This is a genomic window from Saccharopolyspora sp. NPDC045839, from assembly GCF_056431645.1.
Map to the genome: position 1 here is coordinate 151,880 of NZ_JBWKKH010000019.1, position 25,230 is coordinate 177,109.

At 71.5% G+C, this 25,230-nt stretch carries 25 protein-coding genes; 7 read left to right on the forward strand and 18 right to left on the reverse strand.

Annotated elements, in window-relative coordinates:
* Positions 1–99 precede the first annotated feature (99 nt).
* The 3 genes from AC07EQ_RS25300 to AC07EQ_RS25310 form a co-directional block, all read right to left on the reverse strand.
* On the reverse strand, positions 100–2,418 hold the full coding sequence (locus AC07EQ_RS25300) for a penicillin acylase family protein (RefSeq protein ID WP_478390357.1): 2,319 nt from the start codon (positions 2,416–2,418) through the stop codon (positions 100–102).
* Between the two features lie 178 nt (positions 2,419–2,596).
* Positions 2,597–3,256: a TetR/AcrR family transcriptional regulator gene (locus AC07EQ_RS25305; RefSeq protein WP_478390358.1), complete on the reverse strand. Its 660-nt coding sequence runs from the start codon at positions 3,254–3,256 to the stop codon at positions 2,597–2,599.
* 187 nt (positions 3,257–3,443) lie between these two features.
* The gene (locus AC07EQ_RS25310; protein WP_478390359.1) at positions 3,444–3,842 is read right to left on the reverse strand and encodes an SPW repeat domain-containing protein; all 399 of its coding nucleotides are present in this window, start codon (positions 3,840–3,842) and stop codon (positions 3,444–3,446) included.
* A 205-nt stretch (positions 3,843–4,047) separates the two neighbouring features.
* Here AC07EQ_RS25310 and AC07EQ_RS25315 point away from each other — a divergent pair, with 205 nt between their 5' ends.
* The 3 genes from AC07EQ_RS25315 to AC07EQ_RS25325 all read left to right on the forward strand — a co-directional run bounded on the left by AC07EQ_RS25315 (position 4,048) and on the right by AC07EQ_RS25325 (position 7,130).
* Complete coding sequence (locus tag AC07EQ_RS25315; protein WP_478390360.1) at positions 4,048–5,772, forward strand: M protein; 1,725 nt, start codon at positions 4,048–4,050, stop codon at positions 5,770–5,772.
* 244 nt (positions 5,773–6,016) lie between these two features.
* Positions 6,017–6,832, forward strand: a complete 816-nt coding sequence (locus AC07EQ_RS25320) for a MerR family transcriptional regulator (protein ID WP_478390361.1) — start codon at positions 6,017–6,019, stop codon at positions 6,830–6,832.
* Between the two features lie 112 nt (positions 6,833–6,944).
* Positions 6,945–7,130, forward strand: coding sequence for a hypothetical protein (locus tag AC07EQ_RS25325; protein WP_478390362.1), 186 nt, complete (start codon positions 6,945–6,947; stop codon positions 7,128–7,130).
* A 41-nt stretch (positions 7,131–7,171) separates the two neighbouring features.
* Here AC07EQ_RS25325 and AC07EQ_RS25330 read toward each other — a convergent pair whose 3' ends face one another.
* Together AC07EQ_RS25330 and AC07EQ_RS25335 are read right to left on the reverse strand one after the other, a co-directional pair.
* Positions 7,172–7,987: an alpha/beta fold hydrolase gene (locus tag AC07EQ_RS25330; protein ID WP_478390363.1), complete on the reverse strand. Its 816-nt coding sequence runs from the start codon at positions 7,985–7,987 to the stop codon at positions 7,172–7,174.
* A 119-nt stretch (positions 7,988–8,106) separates the two neighbouring features.
* On the reverse strand, positions 8,107–9,057 hold the full coding sequence (locus AC07EQ_RS25335) for an extracellular catalytic domain type 1 short-chain-length polyhydroxyalkanoate depolymerase (RefSeq protein ID WP_478390364.1): 951 nt from the start codon (positions 9,055–9,057) through the stop codon (positions 8,107–8,109).
* A 183-nt stretch (positions 9,058–9,240) separates the two neighbouring features.
* On the opposite strand from AC07EQ_RS25335, the gene AC07EQ_RS25340 reads away from it, so the two are divergent.
* The 3 genes from AC07EQ_RS25340 to AC07EQ_RS25350 all read left to right on the forward strand — a co-directional run bounded on the left by AC07EQ_RS25340 (position 9,241) and on the right by AC07EQ_RS25350 (position 12,101).
* On the forward strand, positions 9,241–10,485 hold the full coding sequence (locus tag AC07EQ_RS25340) for a tannase/feruloyl esterase family alpha/beta hydrolase (RefSeq protein ID WP_478390388.1): 1,245 nt from the start codon (positions 9,241–9,243) through the stop codon (positions 10,483–10,485).
* Between the two features lie 196 nt (positions 10,486–10,681).
* Positions 10,682–11,683, forward strand: coding sequence for an MDR family NADP-dependent oxidoreductase (locus AC07EQ_RS25345; RefSeq protein ID WP_478390365.1), 1,002 nt, complete (start codon positions 10,682–10,684; stop codon positions 11,681–11,683).
* Positions 11,684–11,702: 19 nt separating this feature from the next.
* Complete coding sequence (locus AC07EQ_RS25350; protein ID WP_478390366.1) at positions 11,703–12,101, forward strand: MerR family transcriptional regulator; 399 nt, start codon at positions 11,703–11,705, stop codon at positions 12,099–12,101.
* A gap of 154 nt (positions 12,102–12,255) precedes the next feature.
* Here the strand turns inward: AC07EQ_RS25350 and AC07EQ_RS25355 are convergent, their stop codons facing one another.
* The 4 genes from AC07EQ_RS25355 to AC07EQ_RS25370 form a co-directional block, all read right to left on the reverse strand.
* Positions 12,256–14,037, reverse strand: coding sequence for a helix-turn-helix domain-containing protein (locus AC07EQ_RS25355; RefSeq protein WP_478390367.1), 1,782 nt, complete (start codon positions 14,035–14,037; stop codon positions 12,256–12,258).
* Positions 14,038–14,041: 4 nt separating this feature from the next.
* Positions 14,042–15,376 carry an MFS transporter gene (locus AC07EQ_RS25360; RefSeq protein ID WP_478390368.1) on the reverse strand — a complete coding sequence of 445 codons (1,335 nt, stop codon included), beginning with the start codon at positions 15,374–15,376 and terminating at the stop codon, positions 14,042–14,044.
* Between the two features lie 29 nt (positions 15,377–15,405).
* Positions 15,406–16,167 (reverse strand): 3-hydroxybutyrate dehydrogenase, encoded by a 762-nt coding sequence (locus AC07EQ_RS25365; RefSeq protein ID WP_478390369.1) that lies wholly within the window; start codon positions 16,165–16,167, stop codon positions 15,406–15,408.
* 105 nt (positions 16,168–16,272) lie between these two features.
* Positions 16,273–16,461: an SDR family oxidoreductase gene (locus tag AC07EQ_RS25370; RefSeq protein WP_478390370.1), complete on the reverse strand. Its 189-nt coding sequence runs from the start codon at positions 16,459–16,461 to the stop codon at positions 16,273–16,275.
* A 79-nt stretch (positions 16,462–16,540) separates the two neighbouring features.
* Between AC07EQ_RS25370 and AC07EQ_RS25375 the strand changes: the two genes are divergently transcribed.
* The gene (locus AC07EQ_RS25375; RefSeq protein ID WP_478390371.1) at positions 16,541–17,059 is read left to right on the forward strand and encodes a GNAT family N-acetyltransferase; all 519 of its coding nucleotides are present in this window, start codon (positions 16,541–16,543) and stop codon (positions 17,057–17,059) included.
* A gap of 46 nt (positions 17,060–17,105) precedes the next feature.
* Here AC07EQ_RS25375 and AC07EQ_RS25380 read toward each other — a convergent pair whose 3' ends face one another.
* The 9 genes from AC07EQ_RS25380 to AC07EQ_RS25420 form a co-directional block, all read right to left on the reverse strand.
* Positions 17,106–17,855 (reverse strand): alpha/beta hydrolase, encoded by a 750-nt coding sequence (locus AC07EQ_RS25380; protein WP_478390372.1) that lies wholly within the window; start codon positions 17,853–17,855, stop codon positions 17,106–17,108.
* 45 nt (positions 17,856–17,900) lie between these two features.
* On the reverse strand, positions 17,901–18,215 hold the full coding sequence (locus tag AC07EQ_RS25385; protein WP_478390373.1) for a hypothetical protein: 315 nt from the start codon (positions 18,213–18,215) through the stop codon (positions 17,901–17,903).
* Positions 18,216–18,237: 22 nt separating this feature from the next.
* Positions 18,238–19,224, reverse strand: a complete 987-nt coding sequence (locus AC07EQ_RS25390) for a DUF3558 domain-containing protein (protein ID WP_478390374.1) — start codon at positions 19,222–19,224, stop codon at positions 18,238–18,240.
* 174 nt (positions 19,225–19,398) lie between these two features.
* Positions 19,399–20,076 (reverse strand): dihydroxyacetone kinase phosphoryl donor subunit DhaM, encoded by a 678-nt coding sequence (gene dhaM, locus AC07EQ_RS25395; protein ID WP_478390375.1) that lies wholly within the window; start codon positions 20,074–20,076, stop codon positions 19,399–19,401.
* A complete protein-coding gene (gene dhaL / locus AC07EQ_RS25400) occupies positions 20,073–20,711 on the reverse strand; it encodes a dihydroxyacetone kinase subunit DhaL (RefSeq protein ID WP_478390376.1) in 639 nt (212 codons plus the stop codon). The genes dhaM and dhaL overlap by 4 nt, the downstream gene beginning before the upstream one ends.
* Positions 20,712–20,725: 14 nt before the next feature.
* Positions 20,726–21,721 (reverse strand): dihydroxyacetone kinase subunit DhaK, encoded by a 996-nt coding sequence (dhaK, locus tag AC07EQ_RS25405; RefSeq protein WP_478390377.1) that lies wholly within the window; start codon positions 21,719–21,721, stop codon positions 20,726–20,728.
* 374 nt (positions 21,722–22,095) lie between these two features.
* A complete protein-coding gene (locus tag AC07EQ_RS25410; RefSeq protein WP_478390378.1) occupies positions 22,096–23,610 on the reverse strand; it encodes an aldehyde dehydrogenase family protein in 1,515 nt (504 codons plus the stop codon).
* A 72-nt stretch (positions 23,611–23,682) separates the two neighbouring features.
* A complete protein-coding gene (locus tag AC07EQ_RS25415; RefSeq protein WP_478390379.1) occupies positions 23,683–24,663 on the reverse strand; it encodes a DUF3558 domain-containing protein in 981 nt (326 codons plus the stop codon).
* A 113-nt stretch (positions 24,664–24,776) separates the two neighbouring features.
* Positions 24,777–25,040, reverse strand: coding sequence for a hypothetical protein (locus AC07EQ_RS25420; protein WP_478390380.1), 264 nt, complete (start codon positions 25,038–25,040; stop codon positions 24,777–24,779).
* Positions 25,041–25,230 lie beyond the last annotated feature (190 nt).

Sequence of the window (25,230 nt, forward strand, 5' to 3'; positions counted from 1 at the left end):
TGGGGAAAACGAGGAAAACAAGCGGGGGCAAAGGGAGGAAGGGGGGGGGGGGGGGGGTGTTTGGGGCGGAAAAAAAAAAAAAAACCCCCCACGACCCGATCACGCCGGGAGCAGCAGCATCCGGCGTTCGGCGATCTCCTCGACCGCCTCACGGCTGTAGGCGAGCGGGAAGTACTCGCCGGTGCGCCAGGATTCGGCCAGGTCACGGTAGTGCGGGTCGTCCGGGTTCCCGGACTGGCCCGGCGTGTTGACCGCGATCGAGGAGTCCCAGCCGCCCACGTCGAGGACCATCCGGAACGACGGGCCGTTGGTCTGCCGGAAGTCGTTCGTCCGGTACGACGACTGGTTCACGGTGTCCGGGGAGCCGCCGCGCGGCAGCGGGCCGACGTCGAACCGGGCGCGCTCGCCGGCATCGAACGCCTTCGACGCCGGGTGCTGGAAGAAGCTGTGGTGCAGCTTGCCCCACCGCCAGCCGCCCTCGCCGCGCCCGAGCAGCTCCTGCACCTCGGCGTAGGCGGTGCGCAGCGTGTCCAGCAGCAGCCGGTCGCGGGCCGCCTCGTCCGGCAGCCACCTGCCGGGCTTCTCCAGCTCGCCGAGCAGGACCAGCGTGTCGGCGTCCTCGATCACGCCGGCGGCCTTCGGCACGGCGGCGCGCACGAACCCGGGTCCGAGATGCTTCGACAGCCACACCTCGAACAGCGCCGCGGCGTTCGAGTCGGCCGCCTCCACCACGTCCCAGTCCCGCAGCAGCCGCAGCGCGCGGCGGAGACCGGATTCACCGCTGTCCAGTTTGGACAGCAAAGCGATCAGCCGCCGGGCCGGGATGGACAGCTGATCGTTCTGCAGCGCCGCCGAATCCGACACGGTGTGCTTGCGCTGCCGCGACAGCACCTCGACGATCCGCTGGTGCCGGAACGGGTTGGTCCACTCGAACCCGAGGCCCTTGTCCTGGTGTTCCGGCGGCAGGTTGAACTGGTTCGCGGTGGCGATGAACCCGGCCGCCGGGTTGAGCCGGCGCGGCAGGTCGTCGCCGGAGTAGAAGCCGTTCCACTCGTAACGGCCGTCGCCGGGCACCGGCAGCAGGCCGTCGTAACCGACCCGCTTGGGCGCCAGGCCGCCGGGCACCCAGCCGATGTTGCCGTCGACGTCGGCGTAGACCTGGTTCTCCGTCGGCGCGCCCCAGTTGCGCATCGACGTGGTGAACTCGCGGAAGTTCCGGGCCCGCATGTAGGAGATGCTGCCGAAGTACGGCGACATGCCCGGTTCCAGCCAGGCCGTCCGCACCGCGTACGCGAGATTCCGCTGCTCGTCCACGCGGATCACCGGGCCGTGCCTGGTGAACGCGAGCTCGACGGTCCGGTCCGCCTCGCCGGACACGGCGACCGTCTCGCGCCGGACCGACATCGACTCCCAGCCGTCCCGGTAGCGGTAGCGGGTGCGGTCGGCCGGATCGAGCTGGTAGACGTACAGGTCTTCCTGGTCCATCGGGAAGATGGTGAGCCCGAACGCGATGGTGCCGTTGTGCCCGATGGAGATTCCCGGCAGCGCGGGCTCGCCGGCGCCGATCACGTCCAGGCCGGGCGCCGACAGGTGCGCGATGTAGCGCAGCGACGGCGCCGAGTAGGCGCGATGCGGGTCGTTGGCCAGGATGGGGCGCCCGGTGGCGGTCCGCTGCCCGCCGACCACCCAGTTGTTGCTGCCTTCGGTCGTCGCGTCGCGGATCGTCCTGGCGCGGATCGAGCCGTCCTTGAATTCGACCTCCTGGGTTGCGAGCTCGAAGACCGCCAGCACGTCCGCCGGCATCGCGCACGGGTCGAAGCCCTCGGGCACGGTCGTCCGCCGGTCGGGCTGCAGGCCCTGCCGGACCAGGTCCGCGTCCACCCCGGCGGCGCAGGCCACCTTGGCGCGCTTGACCTCGCTGGTCAGGTTTCGGGTCAGGCCGTGGCTGCGGATGCGCACCACGTCCGCCGGTTCCCAGCGCGCGGGCCGGTAGCCGAGGATGCCGAACTCGGCCGGCAACTGCTCCGGGTGCTGGTCCAGCCAGTCCAGGTAGGCGTTGATGCCGGCGGTGAACTGCGTCGCGATCCGCTGCGCGTCCGGGGCGTAGCGCGACCATTCCACGTCCATGTCGCCGCGGTAGAGGAACAGCCTGGTGGCGCGGTCCTGGTCGACGTGGTCCGGGCCGAGCACCTCGGCGAGCCGCCCGAGGCCACGGCGGCGCCACAGGTCGATCTGGAACAGCCGCTCGCGGGCGGCGTTGAAGCCCTGGGCGAGGAACACGTCGTCCTCGCTGCTCGCGTACAGGTGCGGGACGCCGTAGCGGTCCTCGATCAGCTCGACCGGCGCCCGCAGGCCCTTCACCTGGAAGTTCGTCACCTGGGCCGGGTCACCGGGGGTCGCGCTCGCCGCGGCCGCCATCACACCTGCTCCGGCGATTCCCGCCGCAGTCGCGACGAAACCCTGTCGCCGGGAAAACCGCACGCGCCCAACATCCACCACAACCTCCCGCGTCGACCACCTGCAGGAAGTTGTAGTCCGGGCAACATCTTTTCACAAGAGTGAAGCGTCTTCACCTCGCCGTACGGCCAGGCCCCGGTCAGGCCGGCTTGATCTTCCGCGGTTTCCCGACGCCAAGCTCCAGGGCCTTGGCGATGAAGCTGATCTCGCGGTCCAGCTCGTCGTCGTGCGCGCCGTGCCGGGCCACCGAGTGGCGGTGGTTGACCACCCGGGCCAGCAGCACGGCGGCGGTGTCGATGTCGCAGCTCGCCGGTCCCGGCGGCAGCGCCAGCTCGATCACCCGGCGGATCAGCTCCACGACCGTCCCGAAGCGCCGCTGCAGCGCCTGCCGCACCGCGACGTGCGTGTCCGCCTCCCGCCACAGCAGGTGGCTGAGCAGCGGCGACGACTCCAGCCGCGCGTCGAGTTCGCCGATCAGCCGGCGCAGGCTGCCCGCGACATCGCCCCGGACGGCGACCCGGTCGGACTCCACCAGATCCTCGGGCAGCCGCTCGACCAGCGCCGTCAGCAGGTCCTGCTTGCGCCGGAAGTAGTAGTGGATGAGTCCTTTGGGGACCTCGGCCCGCTCTGCGATCCGGGAGGTGGGCGTGGCGTTGAAGCCGTGCTCGGCGAACAGCTCGCCGGCCGCGTTCAGGATGCGCTCCCGCGCGGATCCGCCCTGATCACCCGGCGCCGCGACGGCATCGTCCGATGTGGACGGCCGCTTGCGGGCGCCGCGATCGTCCGGTGCCTCCGCCATGAACCCGACCTCCGACCTCCGGCCGGCTCGTTCCACGGGGCCGGTCAAAAAGAACGCGCGGCCCGGACGTTACCGCCGGACCGCGCGACAGCGAACTCGCGAGTGGTGGTGGTCGCTCGAACGGCCGCCACCGCTCGCGACGATTGGCGTGTTTCACAAGTGACGGCAGCCACCCGTGGCACGGCCCTCAGTGCTGGCCCGCGATCCCGCGCTGCGCGGCGTTGGCTTCGGGCAGCGCGGCGGCACCAGCGAGGACGGCCAGCACGCCGACGATCCACGAGGTCCACGAGGCTCCCATGAACTCGGTGTAGCCGAGGACCCACGGCGAGATGAACAGCAGCACGCCCAACAGCATGTGGCTGTATTCGCTGGTCATCGAGCCCGGCATGGCCAACGACCACACGCTCGCGATCACCAGCAGCGCGCCCAGCACGATCATCGCGGACATCGCCGCCCCGTTCGTCGCCGTCCACATCGTCCCGAGGATCAGGTAGACGCCCAGCACCACTGCGGCCCAGTCCTGCCAGCGAACCCACGGCTTCACAGTCGAACCGCTCGACCTATCGGCCACGTCGATCACCTCCACTGATGCCCGACTTGCACCTCCATGTTCACTCTTGGTTGGCCAGCCGGTCAAGAGTCCGGATCGTGGTGTTCCGTCCGCTTCGCCGCACCGTCCGGCACGCCGCCGCGAAGCCTCGTCCGGGGCCTCGTCCACCGGGCGAGGAAAATCCGGCTGATACGCGCCACACCTCCCACAACAACGTCGTCTTCCAGGTAGCTTGGTTGCCATGGGCCTTGCCGACGACCGCGATTTGCTGCCACTGGGATCGGGATTCGACCTCGCTCGCAAGAACGGCTACGACCGCGCCCAGGTCGATGAGCACCTCGAGCGACTCGACGCCGACATCCGCATCCTCTCCGCGGATCGCGACGCCGCGGTCTCCCAGGCAGGAGACCTGTCCAAGCAGCTGGAGTCGGCCCGCTCCGAGATCGAGAGCCTGCGCGGCCAGGTCGACCGGCTGGCCAAGCCGCCGACCACGCTGGAAGGTCTCAGCGAGCGCCTGCAGCGGATGCTGCGCCTCGCCCAGGACGAGGCGAACGACATCCGGGGCCGCGCCGAGAAGGACGCCGGCCTGATCCGCACGCGCTCCGAGAACGAGGCGACCAACCTGCGCAACCGCTACGAGCGGCTGCTCTCCGAGGTCGACAGCCGGCGCAGCGAGATGGAAACAGAGCACCGCTCGCTGATGGACAAGGCCAAGGTCGAGGCGGAGCGGATCACCCGCGAGGCCGAGGAGAACCGCAAGCGCGCCGACCAGGAGTCCGAGGCCCGCCGGATCCAGGTCGAAGAGGACTTCGAGATCGCGATGGCGGCGCGCCGCAGCGAATCCATGCGCACCCTCGCCGAGCAGGAGGCCACCAGCAAGGCGGAAGCCGAGCGCCGCGTCCGGGAAGCGACCGAGGAGGCCAACCGCCGGCTGCGCGAAGGCACCACCGAAGCGCACCGCCGGGTCCGCGAGGCCACCGACCAGTCGAACCGGATGGTCGGCGACGCCACCGCGAAGGCCGAACAGCTCACCCGCGAATCCACCGACGCAGCGCAGAAGCGCGAGAAGGACAGCATCGAGACCGCCGAGCGCCGCGAGCGCGAAAGCGTCGAAGCAGCGCAGAAGCGCGAGCGGGAAAGCATCGAAGCAGCGCAGAAGCGCGAGCGCGAGAGCACCGAAGCCGCCGACAAGCGGAAGCGCGAGAGCACCGAGGCCGCGGAGAAGCGGATCCGGGAGAGCAAGGCGGAAGCCGAGCGACTGGTCCGCGAGGCCACGGAGAAGTCCGAGCGGATGGTCCGCGAGTGCACCGAGGAGGCCACCCGCCTCATCGACGAAGCGACCCACGAGAGCAAGCGCCTGGTCACGGCGGCCCGCGAAGACTCCCAGCGCCGCCTCGGCGCGACGACCGAAGAGGTCCAGCGCCGCCTCACCAAGGCGGACGAGCAGGTCCACTCGCTGACCGAACTGCGCGAGTCCGTGGCCAAGAAGCTCCGCGACGCCGCCGAAATGCTCGGCCAGACCACGCCGCTCCTGGAACGCCTCGCCCAGGAGGACTCCGAAGAGGACAAGCTCCGCGAAGCGGCGGCGGAAGCCCGCGAACAAGCCCGCAAGGACGCCGAAGACGCCCTCGCCCGCGACTCCCGCGACGAGGAGCCCGCCCGCAAGGCGAAGCCGGCGGCCGAGGCGAAGCCCGCTCAGGACGCGGCGAAGCCGAGCGGAGCGAAGCCCGAGGCGCAGCCTGCGAAGCAGGCGAAGCCGAAGGGCCAGAGCGGCAAGCCGTCGGGCGGCGGCGTGACCGCCGACGACGGGCCGACGGAGCAGATCCACCGGGACACGGCGCGCGGTCATAGCCCGCACGACGAGCCGACGCGGCGCATCCAGCTGCCGGTGCCGGAGGACAAGGGCCAGCAGCAGCGCTCCCACAGCGCCACCCGGATCGACGCCACGAACCAGCAGCGCCGCTGACAACAGCCCACCTCACCTGCGCGAACAGCTCGCACGGCACCTGACTCACGCTGTGCGTCCCCTGTGGAAAGACGCGTGCTCGCGACACCGGACGCTGAACGCCGGCACGTCCACGCATGCGGTGGCTGCGCCCAGCCGAGTCGGTCTACTTAGGACTCGTCTGCCACTCCACTGCTGGTCGGCTCGCCGCTCCGCGGCGGACACTTGCACCTGACACGGTGTCAGGCCCTAAACCAGGGGTGTCATGTTCAGCATTGGAGACTTCGCCAGGCACGGCCGGGTATCGGTCCGGATGTTGCGCCACTACGACGCGCTCGGGCTGCTCCGGCCCGCGCACGTCAACCCGTCGACCGGTCACCGCGGCTACACCGCCGACCAGTTGGCCCGGCTCAACCGGATCATCGCGCTGAAGGAACTGGGTTTCAGCCTGCAGCAGGTGCAGCGGATCCTCGACGAGGAGTTCACCGCCGAGCAGCTGCGCGGCATGCTGCGGCTGCGGCAGGCCAAGCTCGAAACCCGGATCGCGGCCGACACGGCCCGGTTGGCGCACGTGCAGGCGCGGCTCCGAACGATCGAAATCGAGGGAACCATGCCCACCGATGAAGTGACGATCAAGTCCATCCCGGCGCTGCGGCTGGCCGTGCGCTCCGGTTCCGCCAGGAACATGGATCCGCAGTCGATCGGCCCGGTGATCCGCGGCCTCTACGACGAGCTCGGCGCCGCCCTGGGTCGCGCCGGCGTGACGCCGGTCGGCCCGGCCACCGCGTACTACGAGTACGGAGCGGACGACGACACCATGGCCGTGCACGCCGGCCTGCCGGTGAACGTCGAGCCGGACCCCGCCTACGGCTTCGAGGTGGTGGACCTGCCCGCGGTGGAGAAGGCGGCGACGATCGTGCACCGGGGCTCGATGGACGACTGCCTTCCCGCGTACCAGGCGCTGGCGCGCTGGATCGAGGACAGCGGCCACCGCACGCTGGGCACGAACCGGGAGGTGACGCTGGCCTGCCCGGCGGACCCGGCCGGGATGGTGACCGAGATCCAGGAGTCCATCGCCTGACATCCTGCCTGGTCAGTGTGGGTGCGCGTCATCGAGAGGGCCGACGCCTGTCTCTACGAGCAAGGACAGCTGTGGGCATCTCGCGGCCTGCACCAACGGAAAGGACCAGGTCATGTCGGACCAGGAGTTCCCAACCGGTGATGACGACAGGGCGCGCGCCAAGCGGCAGTCCGGTAGCTACTTCATGCTGCCCAGCGAAACGGCCGAGCAGTTCAAGCGGTCCGAGGCGGACATGGAGAAAACGCGGGATCGCGCCGTAGAGCGGGACGCCCACCTGCCGGGTAAGGGCGACCGCTAGGAGGCAAGGGCGCGAGGCTCGGCAACCGAGCCTCGCGCCGCCTACGCGATCCGGGCGATCCAGGAACGGACGGCGTCGGCGAAGGCATCCGGCGCCTCGACCGACGACAGGTGCCCGACGCCCGGCAACGTCACGAGCTCGCCACCGCGCAGCGCATCCGCCAGCTCGCGAGCGTTCTCCGGGGGCGTCAGCACGTCTTCCTCGCCGACGACCACCAGCGCCGGGCCGTCGTAGGACCGCAGCGTGGCTGTGGTGTCGGGACGTCCCGCCATCGCGCGCTGCGCCCACGCGACACCGTCCGCGGGCTGCGCATCGATCATCTCGCGGACACTGGAGACGACCTCGGGGCGCTGCTCGTGCGTAGTGCGCCCCAACAGGTTCGGCAGGCTGCTCTCCGCGAGCCAACCCTTGGTGCCCTCGTTCTCTGCGCGATCCGCAACCTTTAGGCGGTTGGCGCGCTGCTCGTCGTTGTCGGCGACGGCCTTGGTGTCGACGAGCAGCAGGCCCGCGACGCGCTGCGGCGCAGCGCGCAGCAGCGCCATCGCGACGTAGCCGCCCATCGAGCAACCGCCCAGGACGACCCGCGGCAGCTCCAACTGATCCAGCAGGGCCAGGATGTCGGCGGCGGCGCGATCGATGCTCGGCTGCTCTGCCGCGCGCCGGTTCGCGACCGGCTCTGCCAGGCCCCGCGCCGACGAGCCGTCCAACGCGCTCTCGCCGAGGCCCCGCTGATCAGGGGTGATCACCCGCAACTGGTCGTCCAGGCGGCCCCGCACCGGATCCCACATCCGCGCATCCACCGGGAAGGCGTGCAGCAGCACCAGCGGCGTCCCGGCTCCCGATTCGATGAAGTGCACGGGCCCATCCTGCCGGAACGACCCACCCGACGCGCCCCAAACGAACCGCCGCCGCCGGGCGCGAGCATGGGAACCTTCCTGTCACCCCGCCGCCGGGCGCGAGCATGGGAACCTTCCTGTCATCCGAGCGCCCAGGCGTTGCTGAGGTGTGCTGCGGCGCAGATGTTGACGTCCAGCAGGTAGGCGCCCGCCTGGCCGCACTGGCCCGCTTCGGTGCCGGGGTCGATCGGTTGGCCGTGGCCCATGCCGGTGATCTCGAACGTCTCCACCAGGGTGCGGCCGTCCGCGTCGTTGTAGACCGCGTGCGGGTAGCCCGCGACGGTGTCGGTGGCCGACGGCGTGCCCGGGATGCCGTGCACATTGGTCCACTGCTCGACCTGTTCGCGCTGGTTCGCCGGCGCCACCGTGTGGTCGGCGGTGCCGTGCCAGATGCTCAGCGTCGGCCGCGGCCCTTGGTGCGGGCTCGCGGCTCGCACCTTGTCACCCCACTGCGCCGCCGTCAGATCCCGGCCGGGGTTCATGCACGTGAACGCATCGACAGCGCTCGTCGCGCAGCCGAACGGCAGGCCCGCCACGACGCCGCCACCGGCGAACATCTCCGGGTAGGTGGCGAGCAGCACCGAGGTCATCGCGCCGCCCGCGGACAGGCCCGTGACGTAGACCCGGGCCGGGTCCGCTCCGGTGTCGTCGATCGCGCGCCGCACCATCTGCGCGGCCGATTCCGCCTCGCCCTGGCCGCGCGTTGCGTCGCCGGGCTGGAACCAGTTGAAGCAGCGGCTGCTGTTGTTGGCCGCTTCCTGCTGCGGCAGCACTAGCGTGAACCCCGAGCGCTCGGCGAGTTCGACCCACCCCGCGCCGTTGCCGTACCCAGCCGCATCCTGCGTGCAGCCGTGCATCGCGACTACGACCGGACGGCCCGCGGGCAGCCCGTCGGGGACGTACTCGAACATGCGGAGCGCGCCGGGATTCGTGCCGAACCCGGTCACCTCCCGGATTTCCGCCGCCGAAGCGGCGGGGGCGACGGCGAGCAGGGCCAGCAGCACGGCCGCGACCAGCGAGAAGACACGCACTCAGACCACCTCCTTGTGGTTTGCACCACTCAAGGTAGGGGCGTGGGCGCAACCACCTCCACAGTGGACGCCACTACACCGCGAGCGCCTTTTGTGTGCCGTCACCACATGTTCGGGTTCGGCGCCCCGCCATAGCGTCACGGGTCGAACCCGAGGAGGTCTGCCGTGCCCAGCCGAATCGCCCTGCTGTCCGCCGGTCTGCTCGCCGGCACGCTACTCCTTCCGGCCGAGCCGGCGGCCGCGCAGTCGGCGGACTGCCCTCCCGCGGCGCGGGTTCCCGGTGCCGCGCACCAGGAATCGGCCTGCCTGGACGACCTGACCACCACCGGCACGCTCGGCTCCGGGCACACGGTGCAGGCCGACTGGGCCGGCCTGACCGCCCAGGACCTGCCCGCGCCGGGGCCGGTTCCGGGCGTCCAGATCGACGGCTACTTCCCGGACACCTCCGCGACGAACACCAACCACGGCTGGAACCACGACTCCCAGTTCGTGCTGCGCCTGCCGCAGCGGTGGAACGGCGGCCTGGTGATCAGCGGAACTCCCGGCAACCGCAGGCAGTACGCCAACGACCGCGCCATCGCCGACCACGTCCTGGCCGCCGGCTACGCCTTCGCCGCGACCGACAAGGGCAACACCGGCGCCGAGTTCTTCACCGACGGGCAGCGGCCGGGCGACGCCGTCGCCGAGTGGAACCACCGCGTCACGCAGCTGGCCGCCGCGGCGAAGGTCACCGCTTGGCGGCACTACGGCCGGCCGCCGTCGCGGACGCTCGCCGCCGGGCTGTCCAACGGCGGCTACCTGGTGCGCTGGCAGCTGGAGAACCGGCCTTGGCTCTACGACGGCGGAGTCGACTGGGAAGGGACACTGTGGACTCAGCAGGACAACCTGCTGACCTTCCTGCCGGCAGCGCTTCGCGCCTACCCCGCCGGCGATGAACAGGCGATCCTGTCCGCGGGTTTCGCACCGGGGTCGCAGTTCCTGTGGGACTACCACCACCGCGTCTACTGGGACCTGACGCAGCGGATCTACCGCGAGGAGTTCGATCCCGGCTACGACGGCGACCGGGCGGCCGGGATCCCGTTCTGCGCCAGCGGGACCGAGGGCTGCGACGCGGACTACGACTACGCCCGGCGCCCCGCCGAGGTGCATCGCGCGGTCGAGCGGATCGCGCTCACCGGCCGGATCGGCAAGCCGCTGATCACCCTGCACGGCACCCTCGACACGCTGCTGCCGATCAGCCGCGATTCCGACGTCTACGCGCGGATGGTGGCCGAGTCCGGGCGGGCCGGCCTGCACCGCTACCACCGCGTCGAGGGCGGCAACCACACCGACGGCCTGGTGGACCGGTTCCCGGGCCGCCTGCGCCCGCTGGCGCCGCACTTCCGCGACGCCTTCGGCGAGCTGGAGGGCTGGCTCGGCGGCAGCTGACCCCGCCCGGTCAGGCCCGGGGCCGGGCGAAGCTCTGCGCCGAGGCGGTCAAGCTGCCCGCCAGCAGGGTGATGCCCGGCAGCGTCCCGCTCACCCGCATGATCCACGCCACATCGAGCCGGGTCGGGCTTGCACTTGCCGCATGCGTCAAGTCCTAGCGTCGCCGGGACGAAATCCGGCCCGCCGAGGAGTTCCCATGCCCGCAACCCACCGCGAAGTGCACCTTGCCAGCAGCCCGGCAGGGGCGCTGCGCACCGACCACTTCCGCATCGTCGAAGCACCAGTGCCCGAGCCTGCCGCCGGCCAGGTTCTCGTGCGCAACCAGCTGATGAGCGTCGCCGCGGTGATGCGCACGCTGATGCACGCCGATGCCGAGCTGCCCATTCCGCCGTTCCAGCCGGGCGAAGTGCTGTGGGGCCCGGCCATCGGCTCGGTGGTCGCCGCCCCCGGCACCGAGCTGCGCCCCGGCGATCTCGTGTCGCACAACCTCGGTTGGCGCGAGTACGCGGTCGTCGACGCCGACGGCGTTGAGCTGATCGACCGGGACGCGCTCCCCGATGTGGCCGCCCACCTCTCGCAGGGCTTCACCTCCTGGTTGGGCATCGTGCGCGGGGCCGAGGTCCGGCCCGGGGACACCGTCTTCGTGACCGGGGCGGCCGGCGGTGTCGGCACCCTGGCCGGGCAGTTCGCCAAGCTGCGCGGCGCGGCGCGGGTGATCGGCAGCACCGGTTCCCGGCGCAAGGGGCGCCACCTCGTCGACGAACTCGGCTACGACGACATCGTCATCAGAGGCGCGGGCCCGATCGAGGACCAGCTGCGCGACGTTGCTCCCGACGGCATCGATGCGGTCTTCGACAACGTCGGCGGCGAACAGCTCTCGGCCGCGCTCGCGGCGGCCCGCCGCGGCGCCCGCATCGCGCTCGTCGGCGCCCTGTCCGGCCAGCTCACCGGCGGTTTCGCGGCACCGGTCGAGATCGACAGCGGCTCGCTGATCCTGCGCGGGATCACCCTGCGCGGCCTGTCGGGCAGCGACCACCTGGATGCGATTCCACAGTGGATGGACGAGTTCGGTCGCGCCATGCGCGCCGGTGACATCACGTTCCCGCACGTCAGGGTGTCGGGCATCGACCGGGCCCCGCTAGCGTTGTGCGAGCTGCTCGACGGCAGACACCTCGGCGCGGTGCTCGTTGAGCTGTGAGCCGCTGGGAGGAGCGAAGATGCGCATCGGTGACGCGGCCGCGGCCGCCGGACTGACCCCTCGGGCGTTGCGCTACTACGAGCAGCGGGGGCTGCTCACCGCGCGACGCGGGCCGTCGGGACACCGCGAGTACGGGCCGGACGACGTGGCGCGGCTGCGCACCGTGCGCGAACTGCTGGATGCCGGTCTCACCATCGCCGACGTCCAGGCATTCACCCACGTACTGGATCTGAAGTTCCCGCCCACCGGTCCGCCGCACGAGGTCGGCGAACCGGAGTCCTGCCCGCTAGCCGAGATCACGGCCCAACGGCTGGCCGAACTCGACACGCGCATCGCGCGGCTCACCGAAGCCCGCGACCGGCTCGCCGACGCGTACACCAACCGTTTCGGCGAGCTGTTCCGCGACCAGGTGGCCTGAGGACGGCGGGCCGGCTCCGGCAGCTCGCGGGCACCGGCGTGATCAGCTCGCGATGATGGGCAGCTCGTAGCGGCTGACCCAGGTGACGGGGCCGTCGTCCGCCCGCTGACCCGGGGCTCCACCTACCGAGAGGCTTGGGAGCCGGGCGGATCCGCTAGGACCGCAGGTTGTGCAGGCGTAGCGCGAGCTGGATTTCCAGCGCCCGGTCCGGGGCCTGCCAGTCGGAACCGAGCAGGGAGCCGACGCGGTCCAGCCGCTGCACGACCGTGTTGACGTGCACGTGCAGCTCGTCCTTGGCCCGCGTGAGGTTCGCCCCGGCGGCGAAGTACGCGTGCAGCGTGCCGACGAGTTCGGTGCCGCGCCGGGCGTCGTAATCGAGGACCGGCCCGATCGTCCGCCGGATGAAACCGCTCAGGTCCGTGTGCTCGCCCAGCAGCACGCCGAGGAACCCGAGGCCGTCCATGGCCGCGCCCTCGCCGATGCGGCCGAGCGCGAGCAGGGCGCGCAGGCAGCGAGCCGCTTCGGCGTGCGCCGCGGCGATCTCCTGCGGGCCGCGCGCCGGGCCCGCCGCGCCGACCGTGACCGGGTTGTCCACGATGGATCGCAGGTCAGCGGCGATGCGGGACGCCGACTCCCCCGGATCGCCGGCGGGCACCAAGAGCACGACCTCCTCGGCGTGGATGCCGGCGAGCGCGGCGCACCGCCCGGCCGCCACCGCCAGCCTCGTTCGGGGCACCTTGTCGGCGTGCGCGATGAGCACGGCGTGCGGCTCGACGAGGTCCAGCCCGAGCCGTTCGGCGCGGGCCAGCAGCGCGCCGGGATTGCGGTCGGGCGCGGTCAGCAGGTCGGTGAGCAGTTCGCCGCGCACCTCGTCCTCCGCCTTCGCCACGGACCGGCGCAGCATCAGCAGCAGCGCGGTGACCACCGCTGCCCGCTCGAACAGCCGCCGGTCGGCGTCGACCAGATCCGCCCGCCCGGCCAGCACGATGCTGCCGAGCAGCTCCGGCCCCGCCTGCACCGCGCACACCCATCCGTCCGATGTGGACACCGCGCGGCCCGCGGCCCGGGACGTCGCGACTGCTTCCGCCGGCGGTTCGGGCGATGTGCCGCCGGCGCCGGTCAGCTCGATGCCGTCCGCGTCGAACATCCCGATCGCGCCGCGCAGCACATCGGCCACCGACGCCGCCACCTCCGGCAGGTCGCCGCCGCGCAGCACCAGATCCATCAGCCGGTCGTGAGCCTCCTCCGCGCGGTGCAGGGCCTCGCTGTGCGCGCTGATCTCCTCCAGCAGGGCCGCGTTGTCCAGCGCGATCGCGGCGTGGTCGGCCAGCGACGACAGCAGCGCGACCTCGTCCGGGCTGAACTCGCGGCGCGTCCGGTCCGAGGCGTAGAGCACGCCGATGACCTGGTCACCGAGCGCCAGCGGCACGCCCAGGATCGCGGTCAGCCCCTCATCGCGGACCGCCGAGTCGATCGGCGTGGTGTGCCGGAACCGCTCGTCGGCGAAGTAGTCGTGCGTCGCGTACGGCTGCGCGGTCTGCGCGACCAGTCCGCCCAGCCCCTCCCCCATGCCGAGCGTGACCTTCTGGAACAGCCGCGACACCGAGCCGTCGGTGACCCGCATGTAGGTGCGCCCGGCGGCCTCGTCGTTGAGGCTCAGGTAGGAGACGTCCACGCCGAGCAGCGTGCGGCCACGGCGCACGATCGAACGCAGCACCGCGTCGGTGTCGCGCAGCCTGGCCAGATCGCTGGCGGTGTCGAACAGCGCGCTGAGCTCGGCCTCGCGGCGGCGGTGCGCGCCGAGCGTGCCGTGGATCCGCAACGCCACCGCCGTGGCCCTGCCCAGCTGCGGGTTCTCGACCGCGACGCGCGCCAGCTGCTCGCTGCTCGCGCCGCTGGCGAGCAGTTCGAGCAGCCGGACCACGTCGTCGTTCACCGGCTCATCTTGTCACCGCGACCTGCTCTTCCGGAGCCTCGTCGTGCAACGAGCTGCCCGCGGTCTCCTTCGCCAGCGCGACCGCGACCAGCGTGATCGCGCACATCGCCAGGACGTAGGCGGACACCGCGAGCGTGCTGCCGAAGCCCTGCAGCAGCGCCACCGCGATGATCGGCGCCACCGCACCGGCCGCGATCGAGGACAGCTGCCCGCCGACGGAAAGCCCGGTGTAGCGGACCCTGGTCGGGAACTGCTCGGCGAAGAACGCCGCCTGCGGCCCGTACATCGCACCGTGCAGCAGCAGTCCCACCGTCGTCGCGGCCGTGATCACCACTGCCGACCTGCTGTCCAGCAGCGCGAAGAACGCGAAACCCCACGCCGCCATCGCGACCGTCCCGAACAGGTAGACGGGCTTGCGGCCCAGCCGGTCGGACAACGCGCCCCACAGCGGGATCGTCACGAAGTGCACCGCCGAGCCGATCAGCACCGCGTTCAGCCCGACGGACTTCGGCAGCCCCAGCGGCCCGGTGACGTAGACCAGGATGAACGCGGTGAGCACGTAGTAGGACACGTTCTCGGCCATCCGCGAGCCGATGGTGACCAGCACCTGCCGCCAGTGCGTCCGGAACACCGCCACCACCGGGACGCTGCGGGTTTCCTCCCGCTGCTCGGCCTTGGCCTGCGCGTCGAGGAAGACCGGCGATTCGGTGACCGCGAGCCGGATCCACAGGCCGATCACCACCAGCAAGCCGGAGAGCAGGAACGGGATCCGCCAGCCCCACGCCATGAACGCCTCGTCGGACTGCGTCGCGGCGAGCACCGCCAGCACCGCGGTGGCCAGCAGGTTCCCACCGGGCGCGCCGCACTGCGGCCACGACGCCCACAGCCCGCGACGGCGATCATCGCCGTGCTCGGACACGATCAGCACCGCGCCGCCCCACTCGCCGCCCAGCGCGAAGCCCTGCACCAGTCGCAGCAGCGTCAGCAGCAGCGGCGCGGCCACGCCGACCGCCGCGTAGGTGGGCAGCAGGCCCATCGCGCAGGTCGACCCGCCCATCAGCAGCAGGCTCAGCACCAGCAGCTTCTTGCGGCCGACGCGGTCGCCGAAGTGCCCGAACACCAGTCCGCCGAGCGGCCTGGCGAGGAACCCGATGGCGTAGGTGGTGAACGCCAGCAGCGTGCCGGTCAGCGGATCGGCACCGGGGAAGAACAGGTGGTTGAACACCAGCGCGGCCGCGGAGCCGTAGAGGAAGAAGTCGTACCACTCGATCGTCGTGCCGATGAGGCTGGCGCCGACGACCCGCGCGATCGAGCCGCGCCCGGATGGGTTGCTGGCCAAGGCGAACACTCCTTTGTGTTTGGGCCGGTTCAGGCGGCGGTCCAGCCGCCGTCCATCGGCAGCGAAGCGCCGGTGACGTGCTCCGCGTGGTCCCCGCAGAGCCAGCGCACGAGTTCGGCGACCCGGCGCGGGTCGATCAGCCGCTTGAGCGCGGCGCGCTGCAACAAGACCCGCTCGACGACCTCGGACTCGCCGAGCCCGTGCGCCGCGGCCTGCCCGGCGATCTGGTCGCGGACCAACGGCGTGTCGACGTACCCGGGATTCACGCAGTTGCTCGTCACGCCGTGCTCGGCGCCCTCCAGCGCGACCACTTTGGACAATCCTTCGAGCGCGTGCTTCGCGGCCACGTAACCGGCCTTGAACGGGCTGGCGCGCAGGCCGTGCACGCTCGAGACGTGCACGATGCGTCCCCAGCCCTGGGCGTACATGTGCGGCAGCACCTTGCGGGTCAGCAGGAACGGCGCGGTCACCATCACCTGCTGCATGCGGACGAACGTCTCCGGCGGGAACTCGGGCAGCGCCGCGACGTGCTGGAAACCCGCATTGTTGACCAGGACGTCGACCTCGGTGGGAAGCCCGTCGACGGCCGCCGCGTCGGCGAGGTCGATGGGGTGCGCCCAGCCGCCGACGTCGGCGGCGACCCGTTCGGCCGCGGCGCGGTCGAGGTCGACGACGTGGACCTTCGCCCCGGACTCGGCGAGGGCTCGCGCGCACGCCTGCCCGATCCCGCTGCCGGCGCCGGTCACCAGCGCCACGCGCCCGCCCAACGGGACGTGCCGGATGTCACTCATGCCCCAGGACGTTAAGCCGCAGACCCGCCGACGCCTATGTGCGCCGCCACCACAACATCGCCGAACTTCATGGTTCTTTTCTCCATGCCCAGCGCCGGGCGGGCGTCAGCTCACCGCGAGTCCGCCGTCGACGGGCAGGACGAGGCCGGTGGCGTAAGCGGCTTCGCTCCTGGTCAGCTGCAGCACCCACCACGCGATCTCCTCGGGCAGCGCGGTGCGGTGCGCGGGGATCCGGGTCCTCGCCCACTCGACGAACCCGGCGGCCTCCGCGTCAAGGTCAAGCCGCGCGAGCATGGGAACCTTCCTGTCACCCGCCGCCGCTACCAGCGAAAATCGGATGATCAGGAGCAGGCCGAGGGGCTAGCGTGGGCGGGTGCCCGAACCGGATGAGATCCACACCCACCGCTTGGTCCTCCGCCGCATCCAGCCTGCCGACGCCGATGCGTTCGTCGCGATCTCCGCCGCCGCTGAGACCCACCCGTTCGACGCTCACACTCGACGATCCCGGGAACAGATCCTCGAGCTGCTCGACAAGATCCACCGGAGCTGGGTTTCCGACGGAATCAGCTACTGGGCGATCCGGCTGCCGGGCTCCGAGGAGGTGATCGGCTTCGGCGGCCTGCGGCACTGGGTGGAGGAGGGCGAGCCGGTGCTGAACCTCTACTACCGTCTCTGGCCGAGCGCGTGGGGCAACGGCTACGCGACGGAGATGGCCGAGACCGCCGTGCAGTGGGCGCGGCGACACCGCCCGGACCGGCCGGTCGTGATCGTGACGGATGCGGAGAACACGCCGTCGGTGCGGGTCGCCGAGAAGCTCGGGTTCAAGCTGCACCTGGCGCGCCACCGCGACGGCCTGCCCGAGCTGGTGTTCCGGCTACCGGCCACGGGCTGACGCGAGCACGGGAACCTTCCTGTCACCCGCCGCCGGAACTCCCAGGTCAGGAGTCGACGATGGTGACCTTGCGGGTCTCCGACGGGCCGTCCCAGGTGTGCGGCAGCGGCGTCAGCACGTCCGGCGCCACGACCCGCACGATCGCGTCCAGCGCGGCCTCCGCCTTGCCGACCCAGAGGTGCTTGGTGTCCGGGAAGCCGATCACCTCGGCCTGCGGGACCGCCGCGAACCGCCGGCGCGCTTCGTCCGGGCGCAGGTAGTCGTCGAACTCCGGGATCAGCGCGTGCACCGGCTTGCCCGACTCGGCCCAGGCCGCCAGGTGTTCCTCGGTGCTCCAGCGCAGCGGCGGGGAGATCAGCACCGCGCCCTCGACGAGCGGGTCCAGGCCGTGCACCAGCGTCAGGTCGGTGCCGAACGACCAGCCGACCAGCCACACGTTCGGCAGGTCGTGGAACTCGGCGAACTCCAGCGCCGCGGCCACATCGAACCGCTCGCTGTTGCCGCCGTCGAAGCTGCCCTCGCTGCGGCCCGCCTCGCTGACCGTGCCGCGCGTGTTGAACCGCAGCACCGCGAGGTCGGCGAGCGCGGGCAACCGGAACGCGGCCTTGCGGTAGATGTGCGAGTCCATCATGCCGCCGTGGGTGGGCAGCGGGTGCAGGCAGATCAGCGTCGCGCGCGGCGGCCGGGACTCCGGCAGGGCCAGTTCACCGATCAGCTTCAGGCCGTCGGCCGTGTGCAGGGTGATCTCTTCGCGACGGGCCGGCAGCATCGTGTTGGCGCGGATCTCGGTGCTCATCACCTCGATCCTGCCACGAACGAGTGGCCGACACGCTGTGACGTGCTACGACCAGCGCCGCGTGGGCCCGCGCCGGCCGCGCGCGCTCCAGCAGCCGTTGTGCCAGTGGCGCCGGTCGGCGACGCCGCCCTGCTCCGCCTCCGGCCAGGCCACCACGTGCGCGATGCCGGGCCTGATCTCGTGGTCACAGCCCGGGCACCGGTAGGCCTTGGTGGCCTGCGCGGCGGGCACGGTGCGCACCATCCAGTCGCCGTCGGACCCGTGCTCGACCCGGGACATGCCGAACGCAGTGCCCATCGCGCGGTGGCTGGTGTCCTGGGACAGGCCCTTCGGGCGTTGCGGTCGGTTGCGTCGAGGCACGCCTGCAACGGTAACGGCCCGGCTACGGGCCGGACGCCGGCAGGTGCGGCCAGGCCTGCACGGCGAGGCCGCGGGCGTACTCGCACGCGTCGATCCCGGTCATCTCCGGCACGGCCACGACCAGCATCGCCACCTCGACCTGACCTGTGGCCGGGTCTCCGAACGGGATGTGCCCGGTTTCCGCGGAGCACAGCGGAACCTGCGGGTCGCCGCCGACGACGCTGACCACAGTGCGCCGGTCGGCGATCTGCTCCTCGACGGCCGCACCGTGCAACACCTTCGGCGGATCACCGGCGGTGTGCAGGAACTGGACGCGCGGCGCATCGGCGGCCTGCGCACCCCACATGCACTGGTGCCCGGCGGGGCTCGGCTGGGGTTCCGCCGCTTCCAAGCCGGGAATCTGCTGCACGGCAGCGGAATCCAGCAGCTCGCACGGATCCTGCAGCGCCAGCGAGTTCGCCCCGAACGACCGGTGCCCCACCCGGTGCTGTTCGAGCGCGGCGACTGCCGCGTCGGCCCCGGCCTGGGCCACCGCGCACAACCCGGCGGCCGGATCGCCGGTCAGCAGATCGACGCTGACCTGCATGGCGATGTCGTCGGCGAACAGGATCTGCCGGGTGCAGTGCCCGGGCAGCGGCGCGTTCTGCACGATCCGCAGCGGCCCGCGCTGGACGACCGGCCGGTCCTGCTCGATCGGGCCGGCGTCGACCAGTTCTCCCAACGCGAGCTGCGCCAGCGAGCCGTCGTTGAGCTTCAACTGCAGCAGGCAGTAGTCCAGCGACACCGTTCCCGCGTTCTCCGCCTGGCCGAAACTTTGCAGCGCGACCGGATCGGCCAACGTGCACGGGTCCACTGTGCGCAGATCACCGAGCACCGCTGCGGCGGTGCCGGCGTCGCTCGGCCGGCCGCCGGACTGACCCGCCGGCGCGGCCTCCGGCGTGCACCCCGCCACCAGCAGCACCAGTAGGAGCAACAGCGGCGTGCCTCGGTGACGGAGACGCAGCGACATCAACTCAGCCTAACCGGCGAGCAGCCGCACCGGCCGATGACAGCACGGGAACTTTCCTGTCATCCCCCGGGAACCGCCGCTGCCGGGCCGCGAGCATGGGAACCTTCCTGTCACCCGACGCACGAAAAAGGGAACCTCCCCGCCGTTGGTGGCAGGAAGGTTCCCATGCACCGGCTACTCGTCGAAGTTGCGCTTGGCCAGGTCGAGGATGCGCTCCACCGCTTGGCGCGCGTCCGGGCCGTTGGCACGCAAGACGATCCGGTCACCCTTGCGCGCGCCCAGGCCCATGACGCCCAGCACGCTGGCGGCGTCGGCTTCCTTGTCGCCCAGCGAGATCGTGACGTTCGCCTGCAGCCCGTTCAGGCTGCGGGCCAGCAGCGCCGCCGGTCGCGCGTGCAGGCCGACTTCATTGGCCAGCTCCAGCTCCTCGCGGACTTCGTCCGCCGCGGTGGGTTCGCCGGGCTCGGCGAGCTCGCCGCCCGCGGCCGCCGCCTCGGCTGCTCCGGCGACGCCCCGCATGTCGCCGCCGCCCTGGGCCGCAACCGCAGCGGCGACCGCGCCCTCCACCAGCGGCGCGTCGACGACGAGCGCCGTGCTCGGGTCGCCGAGCGACTCCACGGCGAGCTCGGCGATCATCTGTGCGCTGCCGAGGTCGTAGAGCACCACCGCGCCGGCCCCGGTGTTGGCGTCCGACAGGGCCGCGGACACCTTCTCGAAGTCCGTGCCGATGTTGCCGTCCGGCAGTCCCCCGGCGGGCACGACCCGCACCTCGGGGGCCATCTGCCGGGCGAGTTCGGCGACTCCCTCGGCGAGCCGGGTGCTGTGCGAGACGATGACCAGTCCGACGTTCATGATCGCGACCTCGTGGCTTCGGCGAATGCGGACAACAGCAGCGCGGTCGAGCGCGCCCCGGGATCGATGTGCCCGGCGCTGCGCTCGCCGAGGTATGACGCGCGGCCCTTGCGGGCCACCAGCGGTTCGGTCGCCTGCGCGCCCTGGTGTGCGGCATCGGCCGCGACGGTCAGCACCGCCGCCGCGCCTTCGCCGGATTCCGCGGCGCTCTTGGCTGCTTCCACCGCCGGCGACAACGCATCGACCATCGTCTTGTCGCCGACGGCCGCGCGGCCGCGGCCGATGACGCCTTCCATCCCGGCCTGCAGCGCCTTGGCGACCGCCGCACCGTCGAGCTCCTCGGCGTCGCCGACCGCCGCCGCCGCACGCAGGAACGCGGTGCCGTACAGCGGCCCGGACGCACCGCCGACGGTGGAGATCAGCACGGTGGCGGTCAGCTTCAGCACCGCGCCCGGCGTCTCCGGCGCCGCGGTATCCACTTTGGACACCACGGCGCGGAAACCCCGGTCCATGTTCTCCCCGTGGTCGGCGTCGCCGATCGCCCGGTCGAGCTGGATCAGCTCGTCGCGGTGCTCGGCGACGACGGCCGCGCCCGCCTTCAGCGCGGCGATCACGTCCTGTGCGGTGCAACCCATTCCGGCGTTCTCCCTCACCAGTTCAGCGCGGCGGTGCGCACCGGCGCGTCCCAGAGCTCGGTCAGCTCGTCGTCCAGCTTCAGCAGCGTCAGGCTCATGCCCTGCATTTCCAGGCTCGTGATGTACGGGCCGACCAGTCGCCGCCGGACGCGGATGCCGCGCTCGGCGAGCAGCCGCTCGGCGATGCCGTGCGCCAGGTAGAGCTCCAGCAGCGGGGTGCCGCCCATCGAGTTGGTGAACAGCAGCACGTCGTCGCCCCCGGCGAACGGCAGGTCCTCGAGGATCGGTTCCAGCAGCCGCCGGACGATGTCGTCCGCCGAGGTCAGCGGCACCCGAGCCCGGCCGGGCTCGCCGTGGATGCCGATGCCGATCTCCATCTCGTCCGCGGCGAGGTCGAAGCTCGGCTGACCGACGTGCGGCACGGTCGGCGAGGTCACCGCCATGCCCATCGAGCGCACCCGGGACACCACCCGCTTGGCGAGCTCCTCGCACTCGTCGAGGCCCGCGCCGCGCTCGGCGGCCGCGCCGACGATCTTCTCCACCAGGACCGTGCCGCCGACCCCGCGCCTGCCCGCGGTGTGTGTGGAGTCCTTCACGGCCACGTCGTCGTCGACGATCACGCTGCGCACCTCGACGTCGTCCAGGCCGGCCAGTTCGGCCGCGGTCTCGAAGTTGAGCACGTCGCCGGTGTAGTTCTTCACGACCAGCAGCACGCCCGCGCCGCCGTTGGTCTCGTCGATCGCGGCTTGCACCGCGTCCGGGGTCGGCGAGGTGAACACCGCGCCGGGCACCGCGGCCGACAGCATCCCGGGGCCGACGAAGCCGCCGTGCAGCGGCTCGTGCCCGGAACCGCCGCCGGACACCACCGCGACCTTGCCGGACACCGGCGCGTCCGTGCGCACGATCACCGCAGGATCGGTGCGGACGCGGAGCAGCTCGGGATGCGCGGCGGCCATGCCCCGCAGCGACTCGGCGACCACGTCCGCCGGATCATTGATGATCTTCTTCACCCGCTGGCCTCCTTGGCTGCCGAACCGGCGCCCGCGGCACCGGCCGACTGACGATCAACTCCGCTCCCGCACCCCCGCGAGCCCGGCCGGAGGGTGCGAGAGCAAGGGAACCTTCCTGTCACCAACCGCGCAAGCCCAGCCGGAAGGACCTGTACGACGGCTCAATCTGCGTAGTGGTGCGGGTAGCGGAACCTCAGACGCCGTCTGGACTGGGGGAGCCCCGACTTACGTATGACCAATACGCGGCATCGGGGCTGTCCTCGCCAGGCGACGTCTGAGAACCCGCGGCGGTGCAAGTTGCGAGGGTGGGCTAAGCGCCTTCGGCGCTTCAAAGACAAGAACACTGAAACGCCGAGTCGATCAGCCGGGCCGGGTCAGCGACCGCGCACCAGCCGGACCAGCCGCACCAGGCGCCGGACGGTGCCCTTGGCGCGGGCGAAGCTCATCGGGTTCAGCGGCATCCGGTACCGCAGCCGCGTCACCGACTGCGGCCGGGTGAACTCGCGCAGCCCGTCCGCGCCGTGGATCCGGCCGAACCCGGAGTCCCCGACGCCGCCGAACGGCAGCGACGGCACACCGGCGAAGGCGATCACGGAGTTCACCGCGACCATCCCGGTGCGCAGCTGCCGAGCCAGCTCCACGCCCCGCGCCCGCGAGAACACGGAGGCGCCCAAGCCGTAGCGGGAATCGTTGGCGCGGGCCACGCCCTCGTCGGCGTCGCGAACCCGCTGCACCACGATGGTCGGCCCGAAGGTCTCCTCGGTGATGGCGGTGGAATCCTCCGGCACGTCGGTGAGCACCACCGGCTCGACGAACGGCGGGCGCACCGAGTGCTCGCCGCCCACGACCGCCCGGCCGCCGCGGCTGAGCGCGTCGTCGATGTGCCCGCGGATGATGTCGACCTGCGACGGCATCGTGATCGGGCCGAAGTTGGCGCCGGGTTCGCCGCCCGGGCGCAGCTTCCCCGCCCGCTCGGCGACCATCTCCAGGAACCGGTCCGCGACGGCGTCCACGACGTAGACCCGCTCCACACCGATGCAGGTCTGCCCGGCATTGGACATCGCGCCCCACACCGCCGCGTCCGCTGCGGCGGCCAGGTCGGCATCGGCATCGACGATCAGGGCGTCCTTGCCACCGCACTCCACCAGCACCGGGACCAGGTTCTCCGCGCAAGACGCCATGACCCGCTTGCCGGTGGCGGTCGAACCGGTGAAGGCGACCTTGTCCACCCCGGCGGCGCACAATGCCGCGCCGGTCTTGCCGAAGCCCGTCACCAGCTGGAAGACCGGGTGCTCGGGTACCGCCTCGGCGAAGCTCTCCGCCAGCCACTGCCCGACGCCCGGGGTGAGCTCGCTGGGCTTGAACACCACGGCGTTGCCCGCGGCCAGCGCGTAGGCGATCGAGCCCATCGGCGTGAACGCCGGGTAGTTCCACGGGCCGATCACGCCGATCACGCCGAACGGCAGGTACTCGACGGTGGCGGTCTGGTTGGCCATCACGATGCCCGCCGAGACCTTTCGGCGGCGCAACACCTTCTCCGCGTTGCCGGCCGCCCAATGCAGGTGGTCGACGACCAGCATCAGTTCCAGCCTGGCGTCGTCGAGCGGCTTGCCGGTCTCCGCGCAGATGACGCCCGCGAGCTCGTCGAGGCGCTTGGCCAGCAGCTTCCGCCAGGCGTCGAGCCGCTGCTCGCGGCCGGCGAAGCCGAGTTCGGCCCACGCCGCCTGGGCCTCGCGGGCCGCGGTGACCCGCGCGCCGACCTCGGCCGCGTCGTGGATCGGGTGGCGCCCCACTATCTCCCCGGTGCGGGGGTCGATCGACTCGAACGTCGGGGACTGCTCAGTCGTGCCGCTGGGCATTTCGACGCTGCCACGGGCGGTCTGGGTCATGGCCGGCCTCCCACCTTTACGTCGGTCGTTGTCATCGTGCAGCCTACGGAATTCGGTGGCCGACCGGGACCGTCATGCGGTCGGCAGCTTCGCCCGCGCCTGTTGCGCCAGCTTCGTCGCATTCGCGCAGGGATCCATCGGGATCCGGCCCATGTTCATGATCTCGATCTGCACGATCTCGCTCTCGCCGTTGGCATTGGCGTTCTTGCGATGCTCCCACCCGACCGCGCAGGTCGGCGGTTCGGCGCTGACGGGTGTCACGATGCCCGGCACGCCGGCGAGGTCGACCGGCGGCACCGAGCCGCTCCCCATGGCGCCGACCTCGAAGCTCACGGTCACCGCCACGGAGTTGTCCGCCATCCACTTGCAGGCGTAGAGCCCCTCGCCACCGGCCGAGTCCGCCGATGCGCCCATCGCGGCGTCGCGGATCGCGGCCTGATCGAGGATCTCGCACGGGTCGAACCCGCCCAGCCCGCCCGACGCGCGGGGGCTGACCGGCGGTTTCGTCCGCACGATGTCGACGGCGTCGGCCAGGATCTGCACGGCGGGCGAGCAGGAGTCCGCCTGCTCGCTGCTCAGCTGGATCTCCAGCCCGCGCGGTTCGTCGAAGTTCTTGGTGTCGGCGCCGGCGTAAGCGGCCGACGCGAAGCAGGAACCCGAGCCGTTGTCGTAGATGGTGCCGGGCAGCCCGCCGATGCGGTTCGCCCCGGGGTCGGACACCCCTTCGTCGAAGTAGAGGGTGACGTTGAACGGCTTGCCGTTGTGGTCATTCATGAAGTTCGAGCAGGTCCCGAAGCCGTCCGGGGTCAACGCCGGGGCGGGTGTGCCGAACCTTCCGAGGTCGACCGCCTGCAGGGTGGCGCACACGTCCACGCCGCGCAGCCGGTCCGGCGCGAAGGCCGGGTCCAGCAGCCCGGGCTTGTCGACTTCGAACTTGGCCACTTCGACGGTCCGCCGGGCCGAGGTCGACTTGCCGTCCGCGGCGCAGCCCGCCGCTGCGAACGCGGTGAGCGCGGTGAGCAGCGCGGCGATCAAGGTCACTGGTCGGGGCACGGCGATCACACTATCTAGCCGATCCGCCGTCGCGGACGGGAACCTGCGGATCCGGCGCGACGCGAACGGCGCCCGCCCCGGAGGGTGCGGACGCCGTCACGCCAGGTGTTCGCCTACTCCGGCGACGCTCCCCGTTCGGCTTCGTCGGGCACCACGATGGGCCGCAGCCGGGCCCAGGCCACGAACACCACCGCGAACACGAGCATGCCGATCCCGGCCCAGAGGTTGATGTTCACCCCGGCGGACTTGTCGATCTCGGCCTGCGGCTGCACCACGCCCACGATCGCGAGCACCGCGCCGTAGATGGCGAACAGCAGCGCGATCACCGTCCGGATGTCGAAGGCACCCGCGGTGTGCCCGGAACTCCGACCCGCCATGGCGGAACCTCCTTGTCGTTCGAAATCAGCCGAAGATGATGTTGAGGGCGATGATCAGGACCAGCGCGATCCCCGCCAGCAGCCCCGGGCGGCGATACCAGCCGGCGTCCTCACCACTGGTCGAAGCCCGCAAACTGGCCCGCGGCGTCAACCCGTACACCAACCCCACCAACTCCGCCTCCGGCTTCGG

What these genes read in the sequence shown, in the direction of transcription:
- AC07EQ_RS25325 (WP_478390362.1), top strand. Translation starts at nt 6,945, where the DNA reads ATGTCGGACCAGGAGTTCCCAACCGGTGATGACGACAGGGCGCGCGCC.
- AC07EQ_RS25365 (WP_478390369.1), bottom strand. Translation starts at nt 16,167, where the DNA reads ATGAGTGACATCCGGCACGTCCCGTTGGGCGGGCGCGTGGCGCTGGTG.
- AC07EQ_RS25300 (WP_478390357.1), bottom strand. Translation starts at nt 2,418, where the DNA reads ATGGCGGCCGCGGCGAGCGCGACCCCCGGTGACCCGGCCCAGGTGACG.
- AC07EQ_RS25420 (WP_478390380.1), bottom strand. Translation starts at nt 25,040, where the DNA reads ATGGCGGGTCGGAGTTCCGGGCACACCGCGGGTGCCTTCGACATCCGG.
- AC07EQ_RS25410 (WP_478390378.1), bottom strand. Translation starts at nt 23,610, where the DNA reads ATGACCCAGACCGCCCGTGGCAGCGTCGAAATGCCCAGCGGCACGACT.
- AC07EQ_RS25350 (WP_478390366.1), top strand. Translation starts at nt 11,703, where the DNA reads ATGCGCATCGGTGACGCGGCCGCGGCCGCCGGACTGACCCCTCGGGCG.
- AC07EQ_RS25315 (WP_478390360.1), top strand. Translation starts at nt 4,048, where the DNA reads ATGGGCCTTGCCGACGACCGCGATTTGCTGCCACTGGGATCGGGATTC.
- AC07EQ_RS25305 (WP_478390358.1), bottom strand. Translation starts at nt 3,256, where the DNA reads ATGGCGGAGGCACCGGACGATCGCGGCGCCCGCAAGCGGCCGTCCACA.
- AC07EQ_RS25345 (WP_478390365.1), top strand. Translation starts at nt 10,682, where the DNA reads ATGCCCGCAACCCACCGCGAAGTGCACCTTGCCAGCAGCCCGGCAGGG.
- dhaL (WP_478390376.1), bottom strand. Translation starts at nt 20,711, where the DNA reads ATGGGTTGCACCGCACAGGACGTGATCGCCGCGCTGAAGGCGGGCGCG.
- AC07EQ_RS25320 (WP_478390361.1), top strand. Translation starts at nt 6,017, where the DNA reads ATGTTCAGCATTGGAGACTTCGCCAGGCACGGCCGGGTATCGGTCCGG.
- AC07EQ_RS25370 (WP_478390370.1), bottom strand. Translation starts at nt 16,461, where the DNA reads ATGCTCGCGCGGCTTGACCTTGACGCGGAGGCCGCCGGGTTCGTCGAG.
- AC07EQ_RS25380 (WP_478390372.1), bottom strand. Translation starts at nt 17,855, where the DNA reads ATGAGCACCGAGATCCGCGCCAACACGATGCTGCCGGCCCGTCGCGAA.
- AC07EQ_RS25390 (WP_478390374.1), bottom strand. Translation starts at nt 19,224, where the DNA reads ATGTCGCTGCGTCTCCGTCACCGAGGCACGCCGCTGTTGCTCCTACTG.
- dhaM (WP_478390375.1), bottom strand. Translation starts at nt 20,076, where the DNA reads ATGAACGTCGGACTGGTCATCGTCTCGCACAGCACCCGGCTCGCCGAG.